Below are 20,378 nucleotides of genomic sequence, written 5' to 3' on the forward strand. Positions count from 1 at the left end.
GGCAGGCGTTCCGTCGCGCCCTTGCGCGCACGCACAGACCCCACAGAAAAATCCACACCCCAACCGTCCGCCCCACCATGCGAAACGGCAGGGCGCCCTGCGGCAACGCCCGTAGCGCAACGTTTTCCGCTTGCCTTCCGTGCCGGATGCCTTATGTATTGTATGGGGAGGGAAGCCCCGAGGAGACGCACATTACCGGCGGAAAATGACCGGACTTCCCATCCCCCTTGAATCTCGGATACACACGCTCGACACCGATCTCAGGGTCCGGAAACCGGACCAGATTCCCCCGGAACGCGCCCTCGTCCGTCACCGGAAACGGAAACTGGACTTGCCCACATAAAGCAGACACGTCCACGGCCTGAAAAGGCCGCCAACTGTTCCGACCGCCGCGACCCGCCACCTCTCCCGCGGCCCGGCACTCCTGGCGGCACGGAGTGCCCCGGAACAAGACCGGACGTCGAATGCTGCGCAGGATTTCCCTCCCCCACTTTCCTGCAAAACAAGGGGACGGCCACTGGTCGTCCCCTTTCTCCTTGCCCGCAAAAAGGCGGCATCCCGTTTTACGAAATGCCGCCAACAAGCGAACACAGCGCCTCACGCGCCCTTCACTCTTTCTCCAGAATCCGCATTCAACGAAAAACCGACGCGGCTCCATGGACGCGAATGCTCTCGTCACCGCTCAGGACGACACCGTCCCCGAAGGTCACGTCTCCCGTGACGCACAGCGAGGAGCACCCGACCATCGACGGAGGTCCCTGCGGAAAGCGCCGCGTGAAATCGTCAATACGCGTGTAATAGCGCGAATCCAGCCGCACGGACGGTAACGCCGCCGCCCGGTCCGGATGCGGCGCAAGGGAGAAGTCATCGCGCAATTCGTAGCAGTCGGACATGACGGTCAGCAGATCCGCCGTGGTCTTGACCGGCGCGAAGCGGCTTCGGGGCACCTCAACCGCCGAGGCCTTCGGGAAGCAGGCAATGGCCGCACCCATTGCCGTCTCGACCTGAATGACCTTCGGCGAGCCGAGATTGCGCGGGTCGATGTTCTTGCGATTCCTGATGAGCGCAAGCGGCACCATGCCTTCGCGCAGAACGACTTCTTCCACGGCCGCGAGGTCGAGCCAGATGGAGTTGGTATTGAAATAGCGATGCCGGGCGACATTCTGGAAATGCTCCAGGTCTTCGTTCGGGCACTGCGAAATTTCGCGCAGGACGAGCCGTCCGTCCCGAAGCCGCGCCAGATGCCCGCCCTTGCGATCCGTATCCTGCCGCCGGGCAACCTCCATCACGAAGGGCAGCTTTTCGGCGGCGATATAGCCCAGAAGCGCCGGGTCGAGCAGCGCGCCGAGGTTGTCCGAATTGGACACGAAGGCGTAGCGGATTCCTGCCGCCAGCAATTGCGGCAAAAGATGCGAGGTAACCAGCGAGGTGTAGATGTCGCCATGTCCGGGCGGATTCCACTCCAGCTCGGGGTCGGGCAGCCACCGGGCGGGTTCCAGCGAATCGGCGAGCACCTTGGGGAAGCGGTTTTGCATGAACGTGAGGGGTAGCCCGGTCGCGGCATTATCGAACCCGCGCATGGCGGCCAGCGTATCCTCATGCGTACGGAAGCTGTTCATCAGCAGAAGCGGCGTGTTCACGCCGTAGCTGCTACGCAGGCACTCCACCTGCGCCCGGATGAGATCGAGGAAGGTCATCCCATCCCGCACCGGAATGATCGATTTGGCGCGCTCAAGCCCCATGCTCGTTCCGAGTCCGCCGTTGAGCTTGATGATGGCCACCTGATTCATGAGCGTCATGCCCAGATCGGTGTAGTCGGCAAGCTCGCCGTAGCGCCGTATCTCGCCCTCTTTCACCGGAACGACGGAGCGCTCCGGCATATCGCCCGTCTCGCCGCACAGAAGGCGGTCGTAGAGCGACTTAAAAACGTTGAGGACCATCGGATCGAGACCCGCCTGCTCCATCTTCTCGGCAAAGGGCCGAAACCGGGCATGCAGGTCGCAGGATGCTGTTTCGAGCAACTCGCGCAAGGCATTCATGCTGTCTCCTCGCTCGTGGCGGACGCTGGTTTTCGGCCGGAACTCGCTCCGGCCAACGGATGGCCACCGCCCCGACGTACAGGGGGGGGGACACGGCGGCGCCCCATGTTAGCGCAGTCCGAAGTCTCGCGCCATGGGTTTGCGCGCAAAACCCGACACCTCATCACGCTGGCCTTCCGCAACGAGCGAAAACGCCAAACGAATGCCAAGGGCGAGCCGACCGCGCACAGCGCAATCGCCACCCGACGAACGAAGTCACTCGAATTGAAAAGAGAACGAACCGACCGCGAGAGCCGTCGAGGCGCAGAAGGCGGGACGAAGGTGCGCGTCGCGGTTTCGCCGCGACGCGCAAAAAATCAATGGATGTTGTTCGTGAACATCATGTTCGCGTACATGCTCTTGTAAAAATCGTTAACCCGCTCGGCAAGGCGCATCCGGCCCGCCTCGGCGTCAGCCTCCGTATCGAAGAAGGCAGCCAGATCGCGGGCCACGCCGTCGCCTTGATCTCCGACAGGCTGATCGAGATGGACGCGGAAATAGTACTGCTCCTTCTCGTAGGGCTGCTCGGCATCGGGATAGGTCTTCTCCACCCAGCCAATGGCCCTGATGTGAGCGAGAGGGACAAGAAAGCCCTCGATGTGCACCAGAAAGTCGAATTCAGGATATTCATCCATCTCAGAATGCATGGAACGTACTCCGATCGTCTGTGCCGGGAGGACATCCTCCGGGCGTGCAATCCACATGAGGGGCGCGCAAGGCCCCAGCTGGCAAGCCCGGTCTATACGCATTCGGCACGAAGGGCAACACCCGCATGTGCGCGCGTTGATCACACAAGGGCCAGCGCCGACAGACAAACCAAACCGACCACGCACAGGAAACCCGCCACACGGACGAGCTTCAGCAGATGAGCGATGGACGCGGCGTCCCACTCGCACCCTTCCGGGCCGAGGTGTGGCTTGTGGTGTTCCACACCGAAATACACGGCCGGACCGCCCATGGAGCGCCCGCACAGCAGCGCCGCGGCGGCCATGGGCCACCCGGCGTTGGGGCTGGCGCTTCGGGCCGCGTGTTCGCGCACGTCGCGAAGCGCCGCGCGCACATCGCCCCCACAGAGGAGCGCCGCGCCAACAAGGCAGACCGCCGAAAGCCGCGCAGGAATCCACGCCAGGACATCATCCATGCGTGCCGCGCCCCATCCGAAGTCGCGATAGCGTTCGGTCTTGTATCCCCACATCGAATCAAGCGTGCTCACGGCCTTGTACGCCCACAGGAGCGCCGGGCCGCCAAGCACAAGGTAGAAAAACGGAGCGACGAATCCGTCGTTGAGGTTCTCGCTGACCGTCTCGGCCAGCCCGGCACGGACCTGCGCCTCGGTCATGTGCGCCGTTTCCCTGCTCACGAGCATGGACAGCGCACCGCGCGCCTCGTCCAGCAGCCCCGTATCGAGCAGACCGGCGACGTGGCGGGCCTCGCACAGAAGCTGCCCCATGGCCAACCCGGCATAGGCCAGATAGACGGACGCCACAATACCGACGACCGGCAGGACCGCGACACCGGCGACCACGCACCACGCGCCAATGGCGAGCAGGCTCATGCACGCCACACCCTTGAGCTTCAGCCCTCCGCCCAACCGACGCGCCCAGTCCTCCAACCGAACGGCGCACGCACCAAGCGCCCGCACAGGATGCGGCAGGGCATGCGGATCACCAAACGCCGCATCGAGTACGACCGCGACAACAGGAAGCGCGACAGTCGAAAGCAACTCACCTGAAATCATTTGAAACAAAACCTCACATGGATATATATCCGTCGAGATCAGCAACAAGCCTGCGCAATACAAATCATCGACAACGCCAAAGCAGCTCCACAGCACGCAGTTTTTCACGGGGCTAGCGCAATACCCGAAGGTATGCATCCATCTTACGGGCTTGACTTGCGTCACGCATTCCATGTTAAACAGTTGAGGATACTCCCCTAAAACCAGAAAACAGGAGTTGATGACCATGAAAGGCGGCTACAGGCTCTCCATCGTCACCATTGCCACCCTTGCCCTGATCATCTGCGCATGGTCGTCTCCGGCCCTGGCGAAAAAGGCCTACCTCGCCTATGGCGGCGGGCCGGTCGGCGGCACATTCAACTACTTCGCCAACGCCATGGCCAGCTATATCTCCAAGAGCTACGACGACATCGAAGTGTCCTCCGAAGGTTCGGGTGGTTCCACCGCGAACCTGAAGCGGCTGGACAAGGGAGATGTAGACTTCGGCATCGTCTACTCCGGAGACGCCTACCTCGGTCGCCACGGCAGACTCCCGGAGGACGGCAACAAGTACACGAACGTACGGGCCATCTCCTACCTGTATGGAGCCCCTGCGCACCTCGTAGTGAAAAAGGGCGCGGGCTACAAGTCCGCAATGGACCTCGCCGGCAAGCGTGTCGCCATCGGCAACGCAGGCTCCGGCGCGGCAGCCGCGGCGGAACGCTTCTTCCGCCACATCGGCATCTGGGACAAGATCAAGCGCCAGAACATGGGCTACTCCGCTGCCGCATCGGCCTTCAACGACGGCAAGCTCGACGCGTTCTGGGTCTTCGTGGGATACCCCAACTCCTCGGTCATCGAGGCCGCGGCGCGCGACGAAATCCAGCTCCTCAACGTCCATGACGATGCCGTGCAGACCGGCTTCTACGACGTCTATCCCTTCTACTCGCCTGTCCAAATTCCCGCAGGCACCTACCGCGGGCAGGACGGTCCGACCAAGTCCTTCCAGGACGCCGCCTACTGGTGCACCAACAACGTCCTGTCCGAGGACCTCGTCTACCGCGCCGTATCGTGCATCTACTCGCCCGAGGGCCTGAACCACATGGTCGCCGCCAAGAAGACCGCCTCCTCCATGACCATCGTGGACGGCCTCAAGGGCGTGGCCATTCCGGTCCATCCCGGTGCGGCGAAGTTCTGGCAGGAGAAGGGCCTCAAGGTCCCCACTCCGGAATGACGCACCCCCTCTGATCATCCGCGCGGGACCGGGCCCTCCGGTCCCGCGTTGCGTGAACGTCCCGCCAGCGCACCATCACGGGGTATCGCCCCAAGCACACCGGAGCCCGCCATGCCCGAATCAGATACCCACGCCGTCCAAACGCCTGAACTATCTGCCGAGAAAAAGGCCGCGCTCAAGCGGGTGATGTCCAAGGAGTCACGTTCGGGGCGCAAACTCGGCGGATTCTGGCGCGCGGTGGCGGATAGCCTTGGCGCGTTCATGGTCGTCTTCTACTTCTTCTCCATCGCGGGGCTCCCCATCGACACGCAGTTCAACCGGGGCGTCTATGTCCTGCTGACCTACGTCATGATCCTCATCTGCTTCCCCATGTCCCGGCGTTCGCCGTCGTCGCGTCCATCGGCGGCGGACCTCGCGCTGGTGGCGCTGGCGCTAGTCACCGTCGGCTACTACATGCTGGAATTCGAGGCGTTCAACTACCGCTCCGGCAACGAATCCATGGCGGACATCTGGATCAGCGGCCTCGGGGTACTGCTTTCGCTGGAGGTCTGCCGCCGGGTGCTTGGCTGGTCCATGACCTTCGTCGGCGTGGCGTTTCTGGCCTATGGCGTCTTCGGCCCCTACTTTCCGGACCTCTTCGCCCACCGGGGCTTCAGCGTTGAGCGCATGGCCGTGACGCTGTTCATGGAGCAGGACGGCGTATTCGGGGTGATGGCCAATGTGCTTGTGACCTACGTCATCCTGTTCATCTTCTTCGGCTCGTTCATGCAGAAATCGGGCGTGGGGAAATTCTTCATCGACTGGCCGCTGGCGCTGGCGGGCCGCTCCGTGGGCGGTCCGGCCAAGGTCGCGGTCATCGCCTCGGCCTTCTTCGGTTCGGTCTCCGGCTCGGCCATCGCCAACACCGTCTCCACCGGCACCTTCACCATTCCGCTCATGAAGCGCGCAGGGTTCCGCCGCCACGTGGCGGGGGCCATAGAACCCTCGGCCTCCATCGGCGGCATGTTCATGCCCCCCATCATGGGCGCGGGCGGCTTCCTCATGGCCGAACTAACCGAAGTGCCCTACGTGGACATCATGAAGATGGCCATCTTCCCGGCGCTGCTCTACTTCTTCTCCGTCCTGTCCATGATCCACTTCGAGGCGCGCAAGCATGACATCCGCGGCCTCGTGGACGAGGACTTCGAACCGGCCTCCGTGATCTTCCGGCGGCACTGGTACAAGTCCATCCCGCTCCTGATCATCGTGGTGCTCATGCTGCTCGGCTATTCGCCGGGCATGTCGGCATTCTGGGCCACGGTGTCCTGCATCGCCATTAGCTGGACGGACAGGCAGTACCGAATGGGAATCCGGGAAATCTGGGAAGCGACAGTCAACGGTGCCCGCGCGACGCTGGTCATCGGCGCGACGGTGGGCGTCATCGGCATCATCGTCGGCACCATCAGCCTCACCGGCATCGGGCTCAAGTTCTCGGACATCATCATCTCGCTGTCCGGCGGGAACCTACCGCTATCCATCGTGCTCATCGGGCTGGCCTCGCTGGTGCTGGGCATGGGCGTTCCAGTCACGGCAAGCTACCTCATCACCGCGTCCCTCGCCGTTCCGGCCATGGTCCAGATGCTCGATGCGGCAGGCATTGCGGGGCACACGGCCACGAGCATGGTCATCGCCTCGCACATGATCGTCTACTGGTTCAGCCAGGACTCGAACATCACGCCGCCGGTATGCGTGGCGGCTTACGCGGGTGCGGCCATCGCGGGGTCCGACCCATGGCGCACGGGCTGGACGGCCTTCAAGTTCGCCAAGCTCCTCTACGTGGTGCCCTTCCTGTTCGCCTTCGAACCGGCAATCCTGCTCTACGGATCGTTCATCGAGGTCTGCATGGCCTTCACCAGCGCGGTGATCGGAACACTGGCCTTCTCCGCGCTGACCATGGGCTACCTCATCCGACGAACGACACTCGTCGAATGGCTGATCTTCGCGCTAGGCACGTTCCTGTGCTACCACCCGCACCACGTGTACAACGTCGTCGGGGTCAGCGTAGTTGGGCTGGTCTATCTGATGCAGAAATACAAGAACAGGCGCGATAGCCGGAACATGAACGAGGCTCCGGCCTGATCGCGCCTGCGTGAATGCGGAAGGGGCTAGGCGGGCAGTTCGTCCGTCTGGCGCATGGCCTCGAAGAGCACGATGCCAGCGGACGTGGAGAGGTTCAGGCTGCGAACCTGACCGCGAATGGGAATGTTGACACACTGTCCAGCGGCCTCGACGACCTCGGCAGGCAGTCCGCGCGTCTCAGGGCCGAAGACGAGAATGTCGCCGCTACGGTAGGCGAAACGGTCATAGCGCTCGCCACGCCGGGAGCTGGTGCACACCAGCCGACGGCCATTGGCGTAGGCGAGAAAGGACGACCAGTCCGGGTGGACGGTCACGTTGACGTGGGGCCAGTAATCGAGCCCCGCCCGCTTGAGGTAGCGGTCATCAAGGCTGAAGCCGAGCGGCTCCACAAGATGCAGGGGCGTGCCGGTACCGGCGCACAACCGCGCGATGTTTCCGGTATTCGGCGGAATCTCGGGTTCGTAGAGCACTATTTCCATGATTGTTCCTCCGGCCCGGTCGGGCCACTCGCCGTGTACAGACAAACGCCTCGACGTGCAAGCATGCGAGCGCGAAGCGCAGCACCATCCGCACATGCAGGCGGATTCGCCTTGTCCGAAAAATGCGGCGCGTCTCACAGCGTCCGATGCCCGCCCAAATGCCTACCAACGGCACTCACATCCGCCATCCCGCGTCCACCGACCAACTCGCCGGCCACAAACGAAAAGAAGCCGCGACACTGTCGCGGCTTCTTGAATTTCGATGGTGGGCGATACTGGATTTGAACCAGTGACTTCCACCGTGTGAAGATGGCACTCTGACCAACTGAGTTAATCGCCCGTTCGATGCGATCCGCTTTCCAGCGGCTCGATGGACGCTTTTTGTCCTAAAACCGCCACAGTGTCAACAGAAAATTTCCATGATGGTCAACTCTTTTGCCGCAGGCGTTCCCCGTCCCACTCGCCCCTCGCTCGCTCGTCTGCACCGCCGTCGGACTCATGGCATCTTTTTTTGATCACCATCACGATTCGCCAGTCCACCGCGTTCATATTTTGGGCCGCCAAAAGCTCGACTCTTCGCTTTTTTCCAACAATTCGAAACTTCCTTCATTTTAGCCACACCAAAAACGAACGAAGTTCGAGAAACAGCCTTTTTTAGACACGCTATTGGAAAAAAATTCGTTTTCGTGTAGCCTCCAACGCTTCACGAGATCGTCCGCTTGGAAAATCTCCTGAAAAATCGGCATGTCCGCAACGCTTTTCGCCGCTGAACATTCTTCTGGGCGGCCGAGCGTCCCGGCCCGCACAGCGCGCCTCATACTCACCCTTTCACCACAAAGGAAGTGTCCATGATCCAGATCGAGACCATCCTGACCTTCTTCGTCTACCTGCTCTTTCTGCTGGCTGTAGGATGGTTCTTCTACAACCGCACCACCAACATCGAGGGCTACATCCTCGGCGGTCGCGGACTCGGTAGCTGGGTGACGGCGCTTTCGGCGCAGGCCAGCGACATGAGCGGATGGCTGCTCATGGGGCTGCCCGGCGCGGTGTATCTCGGCGGCATGAATGAGGCGTGGATCGCCATCGGCCTCTTCGTGGGCACGGCCCTGAACTGGATATTCGTGTCCTCGCGCCTGCGCGTGTACACCCAGCTGACGGAGACACTGACCCTGTCGTCCTTCTTCGAAAACCGCTTTCAGGATCCCACCAGCCTGCTGCGCGTTGGCTCGTCGGTGATCATCCTCATATTCTTCACCATCTATTCCTCGTCCGGCCTTGTAGCGGCGGGTAAGCTCTTCGAATCCGTCTTCAGCGTGGACTACACCGTGGCCGTCATCACCGGCGCGGTGGTCATTGTGGCCTACACCTTCCTTGGCGGCTTCATGGCCGTGTGCTGGACGGACTTCTTCCAGGGCGCGCTCATGCTCTTCGCCATCGTCGTCGTGCCGACCATGGGCATCGCCCACAACGGTGGCATCTCAGCCATCGAGGCCGACATGATGGCCAAGAACATCGCCACCGGCCTGTTCACGGACGGCTCTGGCAAGGCGCTGTCCATCCTCGCCATCATCTCGACCATGGCATGGGGACTGGGCTACTTCGGCCAGCCGCACATCCTCGCCCGCTTCATGGGCATCCGCTCCGTTCGCGAGCTGCCCAAAGCCACGGCCATCGCGCTGGTGTGGGTGCTCATCTCCCTCGCAGGCGCGGTGATGGTCGGCATGATCGCCATCCCCATGTACGAGGGCCTCACCGGCGGCGAACAGGAAAAGGTCTTCATCTACATGATCGCCAAACTGTTCAATCCGTGGGTGGGCGGCGTGCTGCTGGCGGCCATTCTCTCCGCCATCATGTCCACCATCGACTCCCAGCTCCTCGTGTCGTCCTCCGCGCTTACCGAGGACTTCTACAAGAAAATCCTGCGCCGCGAGGCCTCCGACAAGGAGCTCATGCTCGTCGGCAGACTGTGCGTGCTCATCATCTCGGCCATCGCCCTGAGCATGGCCCTGAACCCCAGCAACACCATCCTCGGCCTCGTGGCCTACGCATGGGGCGGCTTCGGCGCGGCCTTCGGCCCGGTGGTGCTCTTCGCCCTGTTCAGCCGCAGGACGACGTGGAAGTCCGCCCTCGCGGGCATGATCGTCGGCACGCTGGTACTCGTGTTCTGGAAGGAAGCGGGTCTCGGCGCGAAGATGTACGAGATCGTCCCCGGCTTCGTGGCCAACTTCATGACCATGTTCCTCATCGACACCTTCCTGCCCCAGAAGGACACCGCCATCCTCGCCCAGTACGAGGACATGAAGCGCGACCTCAAGGCCTAGCGTACGACAAACGACCACTTCGAGGGGCTGCCGGAAACGGCGGCCCCTTTTCTTTGGAAAAGCTCACGATGGGAAGAGGAGTGGATGAAGAACGGAAAATGGACGGCGCACGGCCCATACGTCCGCACAGACGCAGGTCACGACAAAAAGCCTCCCCCGCCGTTCGGCGAGAGAGGCTTGCTAGGCTTTCGGTGGTGGGCGATACTGGATTTGAACCAGTGACTTCCACCGTGTGAAGATGGCACTCTGACCAACTGAGTTAATCGCCCACATTCATCCCGTGAAGGATGCCGCACAAGGACCGCGAAACGTACGCCAGCGGCGCGCAAACACGTTCCCGTTGCGGGAATCGGTAGATAGCCCTGCGCCCCCTCACGGTCAAGCATTTTTTCCCGACACATGAAAAAAGTCCGTCTTTTTCCCGTTTTGACGGACTTTGCCAGCGGACGATTTTGCGCTAGTGTTGCCCGGCGCGCCGGGACGACCAGCCCCGGCACCCGGTCCGCCCTCCAAAGGCGGCGCAGGCGCTCCCGCGCCCTCGAAACAACGCAACTGGAAGGATTGTTCATGAAGATTCTCGTCACCGGTGGCTGCGGCTTCATCGGTACCAATTTCATCTACTACATGCTCGGGACCTATCCGGACGTGGAGATCGTCAATCTCGACAAGCTGACCTACGCCGGAAACAGGGCCAACATGGCTCCACTTGAGCAATCGCCCATGGGGACGCGGCACACCTTCGTCCGCGCCGACATTGCGGACCCCGTCGCGGTGCGCGCCATCCTCGCCGACCACAAGCCGGACGCCGTGGTCAACTTCGCCGCAGAGTCCCACGTGGACCGCTCCATCCACGATCCGGCCCCCTTCGTGACCACCAACGTGATGGGCGTGCAGACGCTACTCACCGCGGCCATGGAGGCGAACATCGAGCGCTTCGTGCACATTTCCACCGACGAGGTCTACGGCTCCCTCACGCCCGAGGACCCCGCCTTCACCGAAGACAACCACCTACGCCCCAACAGCCCCTACTCGGCGTCCAAGGCTTCGGCGGACCTCTTCGTGCGCGCCTTCTGGAAGACCTACGGCTTCCCGGCCGTGGTCACGCGCTGTTCCAACAACTACGGCCCGTGGCAGTTCCCCGAGAAGCTCATCCCGCTCATGATCAAGCTCGCCGAGGAAGGCCAGCCGCTCCCCATCTACGGCGACGGCATGCAGGTGCGCGACTGGATCTTCGTCACCGACCACTGCCGTGGCGTAGACATGGCACTTCGCAACGGCCGCCCCGGAGCCATCTACAACTTCGGCGGCAACGCGGAGAAGCCCAACATCGACGTGGTGCACTCCATCCTCGCCGCCATGGGCAGGCCCGAGACCCTCGTCACCCACGTGAAGGACCGCCCCGGCCACGACAGGCGCTACGCCATGAACTACAGCCTCGCCCACCGCGAACTCGGCTTCGAGCCGCTCTACGACTTCGAGCGTGGCCTGCGCGAGACGCTGGACTGGTACGCCGCCAATCGCGAGTGGCGCGACAAGGTCGCAAGCGGCGAATACAGAACCTTCATGGACGCCTGGTACGGAGAGCGCAAATGAGCGAAGGCGATTCACGCAAGGCGCTGGTCTTCGGCGGCCGCTCCGGCCTGCTCGGCATGACGCTGGCCCGCACGCTCGAAAACGCCGGATGGACGGTCAGCGTGACCGGCCGCCCGGAAGAGTGGGCCTACGACGTCGAATCCCTTCGCGCGTTCATCGCCTCCGAAGCGCCAGACGCCGTCTTCAACACATGGGCCTACACGCAGGTCGATCTGGCCGAGGACGAACCCAACGAGGCCCGGCGCGTCAACGCCGTGCTTCCGGGCATCATCGGCCGCGCCATGCGCGACATGTCCGCCGCGCTCGTCCACTACTCCACGGACTTCGTGTTCGACGGAAAGAAGGGCGCGCCCTACACGGAGGACGACGCCACTGCTCCCCAGTCCGCCTACGGGCGCACCAAGCTTGAAGGCGAGACAGCGCTTACGGCCGCAGGGCTTGCACGGCTCATCATCATCCGCACGGCGTGGCTCTTCGGCCCCGGCAAGAAGAACTTCGTACACACCATGCTGAACCTGTGCGCCACGCGCGACAGCCTCGGCGTGGTGCACGATCAGGTCGGCTCGCCGACCTACACCCCGGATCTGGCCGCCTACTCGCTGGCGCTTTTGGAGAGCGGAGCATCCGGCATCTTCCATGTCGTCAACTCCGGGCGCGCGAGCTGGTGCGAACTGGCCTGCGAAGCCGTGCGCTCCGCTGGCCTGCCCTGCACGATGACGCCCATCGCCTCCGCCGAATACCCGCAGAAGGCCACGCGCCCGGCCTTCTCCGTGCTCGACACCTCACGCTTCACCGCGGCCACGGGCATCACCCCGCGGCCATGGCTGCAAGCCGTGCAGGAATACGTCTACCGCGAAACGGCCGACGACACGGCCGACGAATGAGTCACGCCGCGTCGCGGTCCACGGGCCGCGACGCGCAGGAAAGCCGCATATGCCATTGAGCACACGTGAAACGACAGTCCTGACCACCATCGTCGAGGACTACATCAGCAAGGCCCAGCCGCTCGGCTCCCGACATGTCGCGCGCCGCTGCGGCCTCGGCCTTTCCGCGGCCAGCATCCGCAACACCATGGCCGACCTCACGGACAAGGGCTTCCTCGAACAGCCGCACACCTCGGCGGGGCGCATCCCCACGCCGCTGGCCTTCCGGCTGTATCTGGATACCGTGCTCACCCCGCCGGAAATTACCCCGCAGGAACGGGCCGTCATCCGCACCGGCCTCGACAACGCGGGGTTGGAACTGGACGACATCCTGCGGCAGTGTTCGCGCCTGCTGGCCACGCTTTCGCAGCAGGTGAGCATGGTGCTCGCTCCGGCGCATGCCGACGTGCGCTGGCGTAGCCTCGACTTCGTGCCCGTGCGCAAGGGGCTGGTCATGGCCGTGCTGGTCATGGAGGGCGATATGGTCGAACATCGCCTCGTGTCCGTGGAGAACCACGTCACGCGAGACGACCTCACGGCCTTCAGCAACTTCCTGAATCACCACTACGCGGGCATGACGCTCACCGAAGCGCGCGCCCATATCCTCGTAGACCTCGAATACGCCCAGCGCCGGTTGGACAGGCTCTATCATCAAGCGCTACGCCTCGCCCGCGACACCTTCGAACCGGGAGCCAAGCGCGACTTCTTCTTCGACGGCACGGCGCATGTGCTCACGCAGCCGGAATTCGCCAACGCCGAAACCATGCGCCAACTGCTGCACATGCTGGAGGAGCGCTCGCGTCTTCTCGACCTGCTCGACGGCACCATCGACGCCGGACGCACCACCATCACCTTCGCCCGGCACGACGCCCCGGAAGGCGCGAATCCCTACGGTCTCATCTCCGCCCCCTTCGGCGCGGCGGACGAGAGCAAGGGCGCGCTCGGCATCATCGGCCCCCTGCGCATGGACTACGCAAGAATCCTTCCGGTGGTTGACTTCACGGCTCGAATGCTTACAGAACTCCTCAGCAATCGCTAATAGCCAATCCCTGCACATTTCAGCGATCCCGGAGACCGCACAATGACCATGGAAAAAGATATGGATACTGTCGAAATGAACGAGACCACCGAAGCGGCCAACACCGACGCCGCCACCGAACTGACCCTCACGGATGAGGAGCTGCGCACCCTGTGCGCCGAACGCGTATGCCCCCAGTGCCCGGAAAAGGCCGAGATGGAGGACCAGCGTCTGCGCCTGCTGGCCGACATGGACAACACCCGCAAGCGCCTTGAGCGTGACAAGGACGAATTCCGCAAGTTCGCCACCGAAAAGGTGCTGGCGGACCTGCTCCCCGTCCTCGACAACCTCGACCTCGCCCTGAAGCACGCCCCCACCTCTGCCGAGTGCAAGAACTTCGTGCTCGGCGTGGATATGACCCGCAAGGCCTTCCTCGACGCGCTGTCCAAGCACGCCCTCGAACCCGTCGGCGAACTCGGCGAGGAGTTCTCCCCCGAGATTCACGAGGCCGTTGGCCAGGAAGAGCGCACGGACATGGAGCCCGGCCGCGTAGCCAACCTCTTGAACAGGGGCTACCGCTTAAATGGCCGCCTCCTGCGTCCGGCGATGGTCATGGTCAGCAAGGCCCCCGAGGCCTAGCGTCCTTCCCGCCGCTCCGCTTCCGGTGAAAAAAATTGCACCTCCCCCTTTACAGGCGGATTTGGCGAATTATTTTCATCACCGAATGCGATTGACCGCATCAGCAGACAAAAGATTATTTTCCCCAAGAGGAGGACTTCAGATATGGGCAAGATCATAGGCATCGACCTCGGCACCACGAACTCCTGCGTCTACGTGATGGAAGGAAAGGATGCCAAGTGCATTACCAACCCCGAGGGCGGCCGCACCACGCCGTCCATCATCGCCTTCACCGAGAAGGAACGTCTCGTTGGCGAACTGGCCAAGCGCCAGGCCGTGACCAATCCCAGCAAGACCGTCTTCGCGGTCAAGCGCCTCATGGGCCGCAGGCACGACGATCCGGCCATCAGGGCCTGGGCCGATAGCTGCCCCTACACCATCAGCGCACACTCCAACGGTGACGCCTACGTTGAGGTCGATGGCAAGAAGTTCAGCCCCGCCGAGCTTTCCGCCATGATCCTCCAGAAGCTCAAGACCGACGCCGAAACCTACCTCGGCGAAACGGTTACCGAGGCGGTCATCACCGTTCCCGCGTACTTCAACGACTCCCAGCGTCAGGCCACCAAGGACGCTGGCCGCATCGCCGGTCTTGAAGTGAAGCGCATCATCAACGAGCCGACTGCCGCCTCGCTGGCCTACGGCTTCGACAAGAAGGCCAACGAAAAGATCGCCGTGTTCGACCTCGGCGGCGGCACCTTCGATATTTCCATCCTCGAAGTCGGCGACAACGTCGTCGAGGTGCGCGCCACCAACGGCGACACCTTCCTCGGCGGCGAGGACTTCGACCACAGGGTCATCAACTACCTCGTGGACGAGTTCAAGCGTGAGAACGGCATCGACCTCTCGCAGGACCGCATGGCCCTCCAGCGCCTCAAGGAAGCCGCTGAAAAGGCCAAGAAGGAACTGTCCTCCTCCATGGAGACCGAGGTCAACCTGCCCTTCATCACCGCCGACCAGACCGGTCCCAAGCACATGCTGGTCAAGCTCTCCCGCGGCAAGCTGGAAAAGCTGGTCGAGGATCTCGTGGAGCGCACCGCCGGTCCCTGCCGCAAGGCACTGGCCGACGCCGGCCTCTCCGCCTCCGACATCGACGAGGTCGTCCTCGTCGGCGGCATGACCCGCATGCCGCTGGTCCAGCAGAAGGTGGCTGAACTGTTCGGCAAGGAGCCCAACCGCAGTGTGAACCCCGACGAAGTCGTGGCCATGGGCGCCTCCATTCAGGGCGGCATCCTCGCCGGTGACGTCAAGGACGTGCTACTGCTCGACGTGACTCCGCTCTCGCTCGGCATCGAGACCCTTGGCGGCGTGTTCACCAAGCTCATCGACCGCAACACCACCATCCCGAGCAAGAAGAGCCAGGTCTTCACCACCGCCGCCGACAACCAGCCCTCCGTGTCCATCCACGTGTGCCAGGGCGAGCGTCCCATGGCTGGCGACAACAAGACCCTCGGCCGCTTCGAGTTGACCGGCATCCCGGCCGCTCCGCGCGGCGTGCCGCAGGTCGAGGTCACCTTCGACATCGACGCCAACGGCATCGTAAACGTGTCCGCCAAGGACATGGGCACCGGCAAGGAGCAGTCCATCCGCATCACCGCCTCCAGCGGCCTCTCCGAGGACGAGATCGAAAAGCTCGTCAAGGAAGCCGAATCTCATGCGGAAGAGGACAAGCTGAAGCAGAAGCTCATCGAGGCCCGCAATCAGGCCGATACGCTCATCTACACCACCGAGAAGTCCATCCGCGACCTCGGCGACAAGCTCGATCCCGCCCTCAAGAGCGACATCGAGACCAAGGCCGAGGCCCTGAAGAAGGCCATGGAAGGCGACGACGCAGCCGCCATCGAGGCCGCCACCAACGATCTGGCGCAGGCCTCCCACAAGCTGGCCGAGCAGCTCTACGCCAAGCAGCAGGGTCAGTCCGACGCCGGTGCGCAGGGTGCCAAGCCCGGCTCCGCCAAGGACGACGATGACGTGGTGGACGCCGACTACAAGGAAGTCTAACCGTCAAGGCATGCGCCACGGGCCTTCCGGCCCCGCGCTTGCCTTCGGATTCGAACGGGTATAGCTTGGCCTGTCCGCTCATATGGGCGGACAGGCCATCTTTATATGCCGCGTCTTGCGGCGACACCCCGAACTCCCACAGAGCCGATGAAAAACACACGCGACCGTTCCGCCATCATGAACGCGGCGCGCCTTGTGGCCGCACTTCTGGCGATAGCTCTTCTGACGACTGCCCTCGGCTGCGGCAAGAAGCGACTCCCCACCACTCCCGCCCCGGCACAGGGCACGCCCAGCGCGGCCACCCTTGCCGAGGATGCCCGCGCGGCATGGGACAGCGGCGACTTCTCGCGCAGCGAACTGCTCTACAACAGCCTCATCGAACGCGGCGGCCTCGCCCCCGCGCAGGAGCGCGAAGCCCTGCTGCGCCTCGCCGCAAGCGCGGTGAAGAACGCCCACGAACACCTCGCCCTCCAGACGCTTGAGCGCCTGAACGCCATCGCCCCCGCCATGCGCGACGCATGGGAATGGCACACCGTCTACGCCGACGCCCTCGAAGGCCTCGGCAGACGCGAGACCGTGCGCAAGCATCTGGCCGGACTACTGCGCGATACCGCCCGCCCGTGGGAACTGCGCTTCCGCGCCGGTATCACGCTGGCCCGCCTCCAGTGGAACGAAAAGGCCTACGAGCAGGCCATGCGCACCCTGAGCGGCGTATACGACGCCTCGCCGGACCCGGCCCGCGTCTCGCGCGGCCAGCTCGAACGCGCGCTGGCGACGGAGCTTTCCGAAACGCAGGACGCCCTCGTCGCCGACCTCGCCCTCATCATCCCGGACGACGCGCGAAACGTCTTTCCCTACACCATCATTCGGCTGGAAAAGGCCCGACGCCTCGCCGCAAGCGAAGCCACATGGCCCGCGGCATGGCACCAGTTCAACCAGCTCGCCCGCGAAGGCAACTTTGCGGACGCAGGACTCGTCAGCCGCACGCTGGCCCCGTTCCTCGACCGCCGCGAAATTCCCGGTGGCGGCGTGGCGCTGGCCCTGCCCCTGTCCGGTCCCTATGCTGAAATCGGCTGGAAGATCCTGCGCGGCGCAGGCGTGGCCCAGTGGCACGCACTCATGAACGGCGAACAGCTGAACATCCGCGTCATCAACACCGAGGCCCCCGGCTGGCGCCAGCAGCTCGCCGAACTGCCGCGCGACTATGCCGTCGTCGGCGGACCGCTGCGCAGCACCACCTTCCAGACCATCCACGCCAACGGGCTCACGGCAGAGCGCCCCTACTTCGCCTTCCTGTCGAGCCTCGGCTCGGCCAGCGAGGGCCACGACGCGTGGCGTTTCTTCTCCAGCCCGCAGGATCAGGTTCGCACCCTGCTCTCGCTGGCGGTCGACCAGTTCGGCATCCTCGATCTGGCGACCCTGCACCCCGACGACGCCTTCGGCTCCCGCCTGTCGGCCATCTTCAGGACCGAAGCCGAGGCCCGCATGGCCCACATCTCGGCCACCGGCAGCTATCCTCCGGCGCAGCCCACCATCTGGGGCGAAAAGGTCCGCGAGCTCCTGTCCACCCCGCCCTCCGGCGACGCGGCCCTGCGCCGCGCCAACGCAGAGGCCGACGGCAGGCACGCCGTGCCGGAACCGCCCTTCCGGGCCGTCTTCCTGCCCGACGGCTGGGCGCAGGCCGAACAGCTCGTCCCCCAGTTCTTCTACCACGACGAAGACAGGCTCCTGTTCCTCGGCTCCTCGCTGTGGGCGCAGGGCATCCTCAAGGACAATGCCATCGAGGCCCGCTACTTCGGGCTGTCCGTCCTGCCGAGCGCCTGGTGGCCGCAAAACGAATCGCAGGCCGCCAAGCGCCTGCTGGCCGATCTCCATCAGGACGGCCTCGGCGAGCCGGATCTGTGGACGGCCCTCGGCTACGATTTCATCCGCTTCGCCGAACGCCTCGGCCCTATCCGCAGCGCCGATCCCGACGTGGTGACGCCCGCCGCCCGCGCCGCCGCCCAGTCCATGGACTGGAGCATGGCTCCCATCTCGTGGGACGAAAACGGCAGGGCGCGGCAGGACATGTTCCTGTTCCGCCCCACGCGAAACGGTCTGGTCCACGTCGATCCCGAGCAGTTGGCCAAACGCATGGAGCGTATCCGCCAGTTGCACGCCGAACGCGTGGAAATGCTGCGCGACAAGGAAGAGCTTGAAGACTTGCAGAAAATTCTGGAAAAGACTCCGGGCAACGCGCAGGTGGCCAGCCGCGTGCGCGTGCTGCTCGAAAAGCTCTCCGCCCGCGACGCAGGCCGCACCACCGGCACCGACTCGCAGGCGCAGGAGCTGCAATAACCCCGGCGCGCCATCGCGCCGCAAGGAGAACCCGCATGAAGTTCAGCCCCGAACAGGTAGCTGGCGTGGCCAAGCTCGCGCGGCTGCGTCTGGACGAGGACGAGTTGTCCCGCTTCGCCGCACAGATCGGCGATATTCTGGAATACATGGACGAACTCGGACAGGCCGAAACCGAGGGCGTGGAGCCGCTCTACTCCCCGGTCGAACACGTCACCCGCCTGCGTGAGGACGAAGTCCACCGTGATTGCGAGCGCGAGGACGTGCTCGACGGCGCCCCCGACACCGACGGCAAGTACTTCATCGTCCCCCGCATCGTGTAGACGACCCTGCGGCAAGATAACAAGGATTCATTCATGTCCGAGCTGACCAGCAAGACACTGACGGAAATACGCGACCTGCTCGCCTCGCGCGAAGTGAGCGCCACAGACGCGGTCACGGCCTGCCTCGACCGCATCGCCGCCACCGAGCCTGACATCAACGCCTTCACCTCCGTGCAGGGCGAAGCCGCCCTCGCGCAGGCCAAGGCCATGGACGCCGCCGGTCCCGACGCGACCAAGCCCCTGTGGGGCGTTCCGGTGAGCGTGAAGGACATCCTCGCCACCAAGGGCGCGCCCACCACCTGCTCCTCGCGCATTCTGGAGAATTTCGTTCCCTTCTACGACGCCACGGCCGTGGCCCGCCTGCGCGAGGCCGGTGCCATCATCATTGGCAAGACCAACATGGACGAGTTCGCCATGGGGTCCTCCACCGAAAATTCCGCCTTCGGCCCCACCCGCAACCCGTGGGATACGAACCGGGTTCCCGGCGGCTCCAGCGGCGGCTCCGCCGCCAGCGTGGCCGCGCGGCAGTGCTTCGGCTCCCTCGGCACGGATACCGGCGGTTCCATCCGCCAGCCCGCGTCGTTCTGCGGCTGCGTGGGCGTAAAGCCCACCTACGGACGCGTCTCGCGCTATGGCTGCGTGGCCTATGCCTCCAGCCTCGATCAGATCGGCCCGCTGACCCGCACCGTGCCCGACGCGGCGCTCATGCTGTCGGTCATCGCCGGGCACGACCAGCGCGATTCCACATCCGTGGATTGCCCGGTGCCCGACTACGCCGCCGCCATCGCCGCCCGCGCGGACCTCAAGGGCCTGCGCATCGGCATGCCCGAGGAATACTGGTCCGAAGGCCTCGCGCCCGAGGTGGAAACGGCCTGCCGCGCCGCCATGGACCGCGCCCGCGAGCTGGGTGCGACACCCGTGCCGGTGCGCCTGCCGCACACCAAGTTCGCCGTGGCCACCTACTACATCGTGGCCATGGCCGAAGCCAGCTCCAACCTCGCCCGCTTCGACGGCGTGCGTTACGGCCTGCGCGACAAGGACGCCACGGACCTCATCGACATGTACGTGTCCTCGCGCAGCAAGGGCTTCGGCACCGAGGTCAAGCGCCGCATCATGCTCGGCACCTACGTGCTCTCCGCCGGCTACTACGACGCCTACTACCGCAAGGCCGCGCAGGTCCGCCGCCTCATCCGGCAGGACTTCCTCGACGCCTTCGAGCAGTGCGACGTCATCTGCGGCCCGGCCTCGCCCGTCACGGCGTGGGGCATCGGTGAAAAGACCGCCGATCCGCTCCAGATGTACCTCATGGACATCTTCACCATCAGCCTGAACCTTGCCGGTCTGCCGGGTGTTTCCATCCCGGTCGGCCTCGGTGCGGACAGCGGCATGCCCGTGGGCCTGCAACTGCTCGGCCCGGCCTTCGGCGAGGACACGCTTCTGGCAACGGCCGACGCACTGATGCGGGGCATTGCCCCGCTCCCCGCGCCGACCACAATCGCATAGCCTGACCATCGAGCAGGAAGCCCCGCACAGCGGGGCTTCCGTTTATCCGGCACCACGAGCA

General features: G+C 64.0%; 15 protein-coding genes and 2 tRNA genes. 11 read left to right on the forward strand and 6 right to left on the reverse strand.

Annotated features, from left to right (window positions below; genetic code table 11):
* Nucleotides 1-632: 632 nt before the first annotated feature.
* From GGQ74_RS15570 to cbiB, 3 genes are all read right to left on the reverse strand, one after another.
* Nucleotides 633-2,039, reverse strand: a complete 1,407-nt coding sequence (locus GGQ74_RS15570) for a UTP--glucose-1-phosphate uridylyltransferase (RefSeq protein WP_167942521.1) — start codon at nt 2,037-2,039, stop codon at nt 633-635.
* A gap of 356 nt (nt 2,040-2,395) precedes the next feature.
* Entirely contained in the window at nt 2,396-2,725 is a 330-nt protein-coding gene (locus GGQ74_RS15575) for a hypothetical protein (protein WP_167942522.1), read from the reverse strand.
* Between the two features lie 140 nt (nt 2,726-2,865).
* Nucleotides 2,866-3,801, reverse strand: coding sequence for an adenosylcobinamide-phosphate synthase CbiB (gene cbiB / locus GGQ74_RS15580; protein ID WP_245168332.1), 936 nt, complete (start codon nt 3,799-3,801; stop codon nt 2,866-2,868).
* A 235-nt stretch (nt 3,802-4,036) separates the two neighbouring features.
* On the opposite strand from cbiB, the gene GGQ74_RS15585 reads away from it, so the two are divergent.
* Nucleotides 4,037-5,029, forward strand: coding sequence for a TAXI family TRAP transporter solute-binding subunit (locus GGQ74_RS15585; protein ID WP_245168333.1), 993 nt, complete (start codon nt 4,037-4,039; stop codon nt 5,027-5,029).
* Nucleotides 5,030-5,140: 111 nt separating this feature from the next.
* Nucleotides 5,141-7,147, forward strand: a complete 2,007-nt coding sequence (locus GGQ74_RS15590; RefSeq protein ID WP_167942524.1) for a TRAP transporter permease — start codon at nt 5,141-5,143, stop codon at nt 7,145-7,147.
* Nucleotides 7,148-7,173: 26 nt separating this feature from the next.
* Here the strand turns inward: GGQ74_RS15590 and GGQ74_RS15595 are convergent, their stop codons facing one another.
* Together GGQ74_RS15595 and GGQ74_RS15600 are read right to left on the reverse strand one after the other, a co-directional pair.
* Nucleotides 7,174-7,626 carry a tRNA (cytidine(34)-2'-O)-methyltransferase gene (locus GGQ74_RS15595; protein WP_167942525.1) on the reverse strand — a complete coding sequence of 151 codons (453 nt, stop codon included), beginning with the start codon at nt 7,624-7,626 and terminating at the stop codon, nt 7,174-7,176.
* A gap of 263 nt (nt 7,627-7,889) precedes the next feature.
* Nucleotides 7,890-7,966, reverse strand: a tRNA-Val gene (locus GGQ74_RS15600).
* A 508-nt stretch (nt 7,967-8,474) separates the two neighbouring features.
* Between GGQ74_RS15600 and putP the strand changes: the two genes are divergently transcribed.
* The gene (gene putP / locus GGQ74_RS15605; RefSeq protein ID WP_167942526.1) at nt 8,475-9,947 is read left to right on the forward strand and encodes a sodium/proline symporter PutP; all 1,473 of its coding nucleotides are present in this window, start codon (nt 8,475-8,477) and stop codon (nt 9,945-9,947) included.
* Nucleotides 9,948-10,139: 192 nt separating this feature from the next.
* Here the strand turns inward: putP and GGQ74_RS15610 are convergent.
* Nucleotides 10,140-10,216 (reverse strand) — tRNA-Val (locus GGQ74_RS15610).
* Between the two features lie 298 nt (nt 10,217-10,514).
* Between GGQ74_RS15610 and rfbB the strand changes: the two genes are divergently transcribed.
* From rfbB to gatA, 8 genes are all read left to right on the forward strand, one after another.
* A complete protein-coding gene (rfbB, locus tag GGQ74_RS15615; protein ID WP_167942527.1) occupies nt 10,515-11,540 on the forward strand; it encodes a dTDP-glucose 4,6-dehydratase in 1,026 nt (341 codons plus the stop codon).
* Nucleotides 11,537-12,424, forward strand: coding sequence for a dTDP-4-dehydrorhamnose reductase (gene rfbD / locus GGQ74_RS15620; protein ID WP_167942528.1), 888 nt, complete (start codon nt 11,537-11,539; stop codon nt 12,422-12,424). Before rfbB ends, rfbD begins: the two co-directional genes overlap by 4 nt.
* Before the next feature lie 49 nt (nt 12,425-12,473).
* Nucleotides 12,474-13,502, forward strand: coding sequence for a heat-inducible transcriptional repressor HrcA (gene hrcA, locus GGQ74_RS15625; RefSeq protein WP_167942529.1), 1,029 nt, complete (start codon nt 12,474-12,476; stop codon nt 13,500-13,502).
* A 48-nt stretch (nt 13,503-13,550) separates the two neighbouring features.
* Nucleotides 13,551-14,120 (forward strand): nucleotide exchange factor GrpE, encoded by a 570-nt coding sequence (gene grpE, locus GGQ74_RS15630; RefSeq protein WP_425338097.1) that lies wholly within the window; start codon nt 13,551-13,553, stop codon nt 14,118-14,120.
* 144 nt (nt 14,121-14,264) lie between these two features.
* Entirely contained in the window at nt 14,265-16,157 is a 1,893-nt protein-coding gene (gene dnaK, locus GGQ74_RS15635) for a molecular chaperone DnaK (RefSeq protein WP_167942530.1), read from the forward strand.
* Between the two features lie 147 nt (nt 16,158-16,304).
* Nucleotides 16,305-18,494, forward strand: a complete 2,190-nt coding sequence (locus GGQ74_RS15640; protein ID WP_167942531.1) for a penicillin-binding protein activator — start codon at nt 16,305-16,307, stop codon at nt 18,492-18,494.
* 35 nt (nt 18,495-18,529) lie between these two features.
* A complete protein-coding gene (gene gatC / locus GGQ74_RS15645; RefSeq protein ID WP_167942532.1) occupies nt 18,530-18,814 on the forward strand; it encodes an Asp-tRNA(Asn)/Glu-tRNA(Gln) amidotransferase subunit GatC in 285 nt (94 codons plus the stop codon).
* A gap of 33 nt (nt 18,815-18,847) precedes the next feature.
* Entirely contained in the window at nt 18,848-20,317 is a 1,470-nt protein-coding gene (gatA, locus tag GGQ74_RS15650; protein WP_167942533.1) for an Asp-tRNA(Asn)/Glu-tRNA(Gln) amidotransferase subunit GatA, read from the forward strand.
* Nucleotides 20,318-20,378: the final 61 nt, after the last annotated feature.

Origin of the sequence: Desulfobaculum xiamenense (assembly GCF_011927665.1) — a bacterium.
GTDB classification, from domain to species: Bacteria; Desulfobacterota; Desulfovibrionia; order Desulfovibrionales; family Desulfovibrionaceae; genus Desulfobaculum; species Desulfobaculum xiamenense.

Bases quoted from the DNA above. Each gene is read 5' to 3' on its own strand.
- hrcA (WP_167942529.1), top strand. From the start codon at position 12,474: ATGCCATTGAGCACACGTGAAACGACAGTCCTGACCACCATCGTCGAG.
- gatC (WP_167942532.1), top strand. From the start codon at position 18,530: ATGAAGTTCAGCCCCGAACAGGTAGCTGGCGTGGCCAAGCTCGCGCGG.
- dnaK (WP_167942530.1), top strand. From the start codon at position 14,265: ATGGGCAAGATCATAGGCATCGACCTCGGCACCACGAACTCCTGCGTC.
- GGQ74_RS15575 (WP_167942522.1), bottom strand. From the start codon at position 2,725: ATGCATTCTGAGATGGATGAATATCCTGAATTCGACTTTCTGGTGCAC.
- GGQ74_RS15570 (WP_167942521.1), bottom strand. From the start codon at position 2,039: ATGAATGCCTTGCGCGAGTTGCTCGAAACAGCATCCTGCGACCTGCAT.
- GGQ74_RS15640 (WP_167942531.1), top strand. From the start codon at position 16,305: ATGAAAAACACACGCGACCGTTCCGCCATCATGAACGCGGCGCGCCTT.
- GGQ74_RS15585 (WP_245168333.1), top strand. From the start codon at position 4,037: ATGACCATGAAAGGCGGCTACAGGCTCTCCATCGTCACCATTGCCACC.
- rfbB (WP_167942527.1), top strand. From the start codon at position 10,515: ATGAAGATTCTCGTCACCGGTGGCTGCGGCTTCATCGGTACCAATTTC.
- gatA (WP_167942533.1), top strand. From the start codon at position 18,848: ATGTCCGAGCTGACCAGCAAGACACTGACGGAAATACGCGACCTGCTC.
- GGQ74_RS15590 (WP_167942524.1), top strand. From the start codon at position 5,141: ATGCCCGAATCAGATACCCACGCCGTCCAAACGCCTGAACTATCTGCC.
- rfbD (WP_167942528.1), top strand. From the start codon at position 11,537: ATGAGCGAAGGCGATTCACGCAAGGCGCTGGTCTTCGGCGGCCGCTCC.
- GGQ74_RS15595 (WP_167942525.1), bottom strand. From the start codon at position 7,626: ATGGAAATAGTGCTCTACGAACCCGAGATTCCGCCGAATACCGGAAAC.
- grpE (WP_425338097.1), top strand. From the start codon at position 13,551: ATGGAAAAAGATATGGATACTGTCGAAATGAACGAGACCACCGAAGCG.
- putP (WP_167942526.1), top strand. From the start codon at position 8,475: ATGATCCAGATCGAGACCATCCTGACCTTCTTCGTCTACCTGCTCTTT.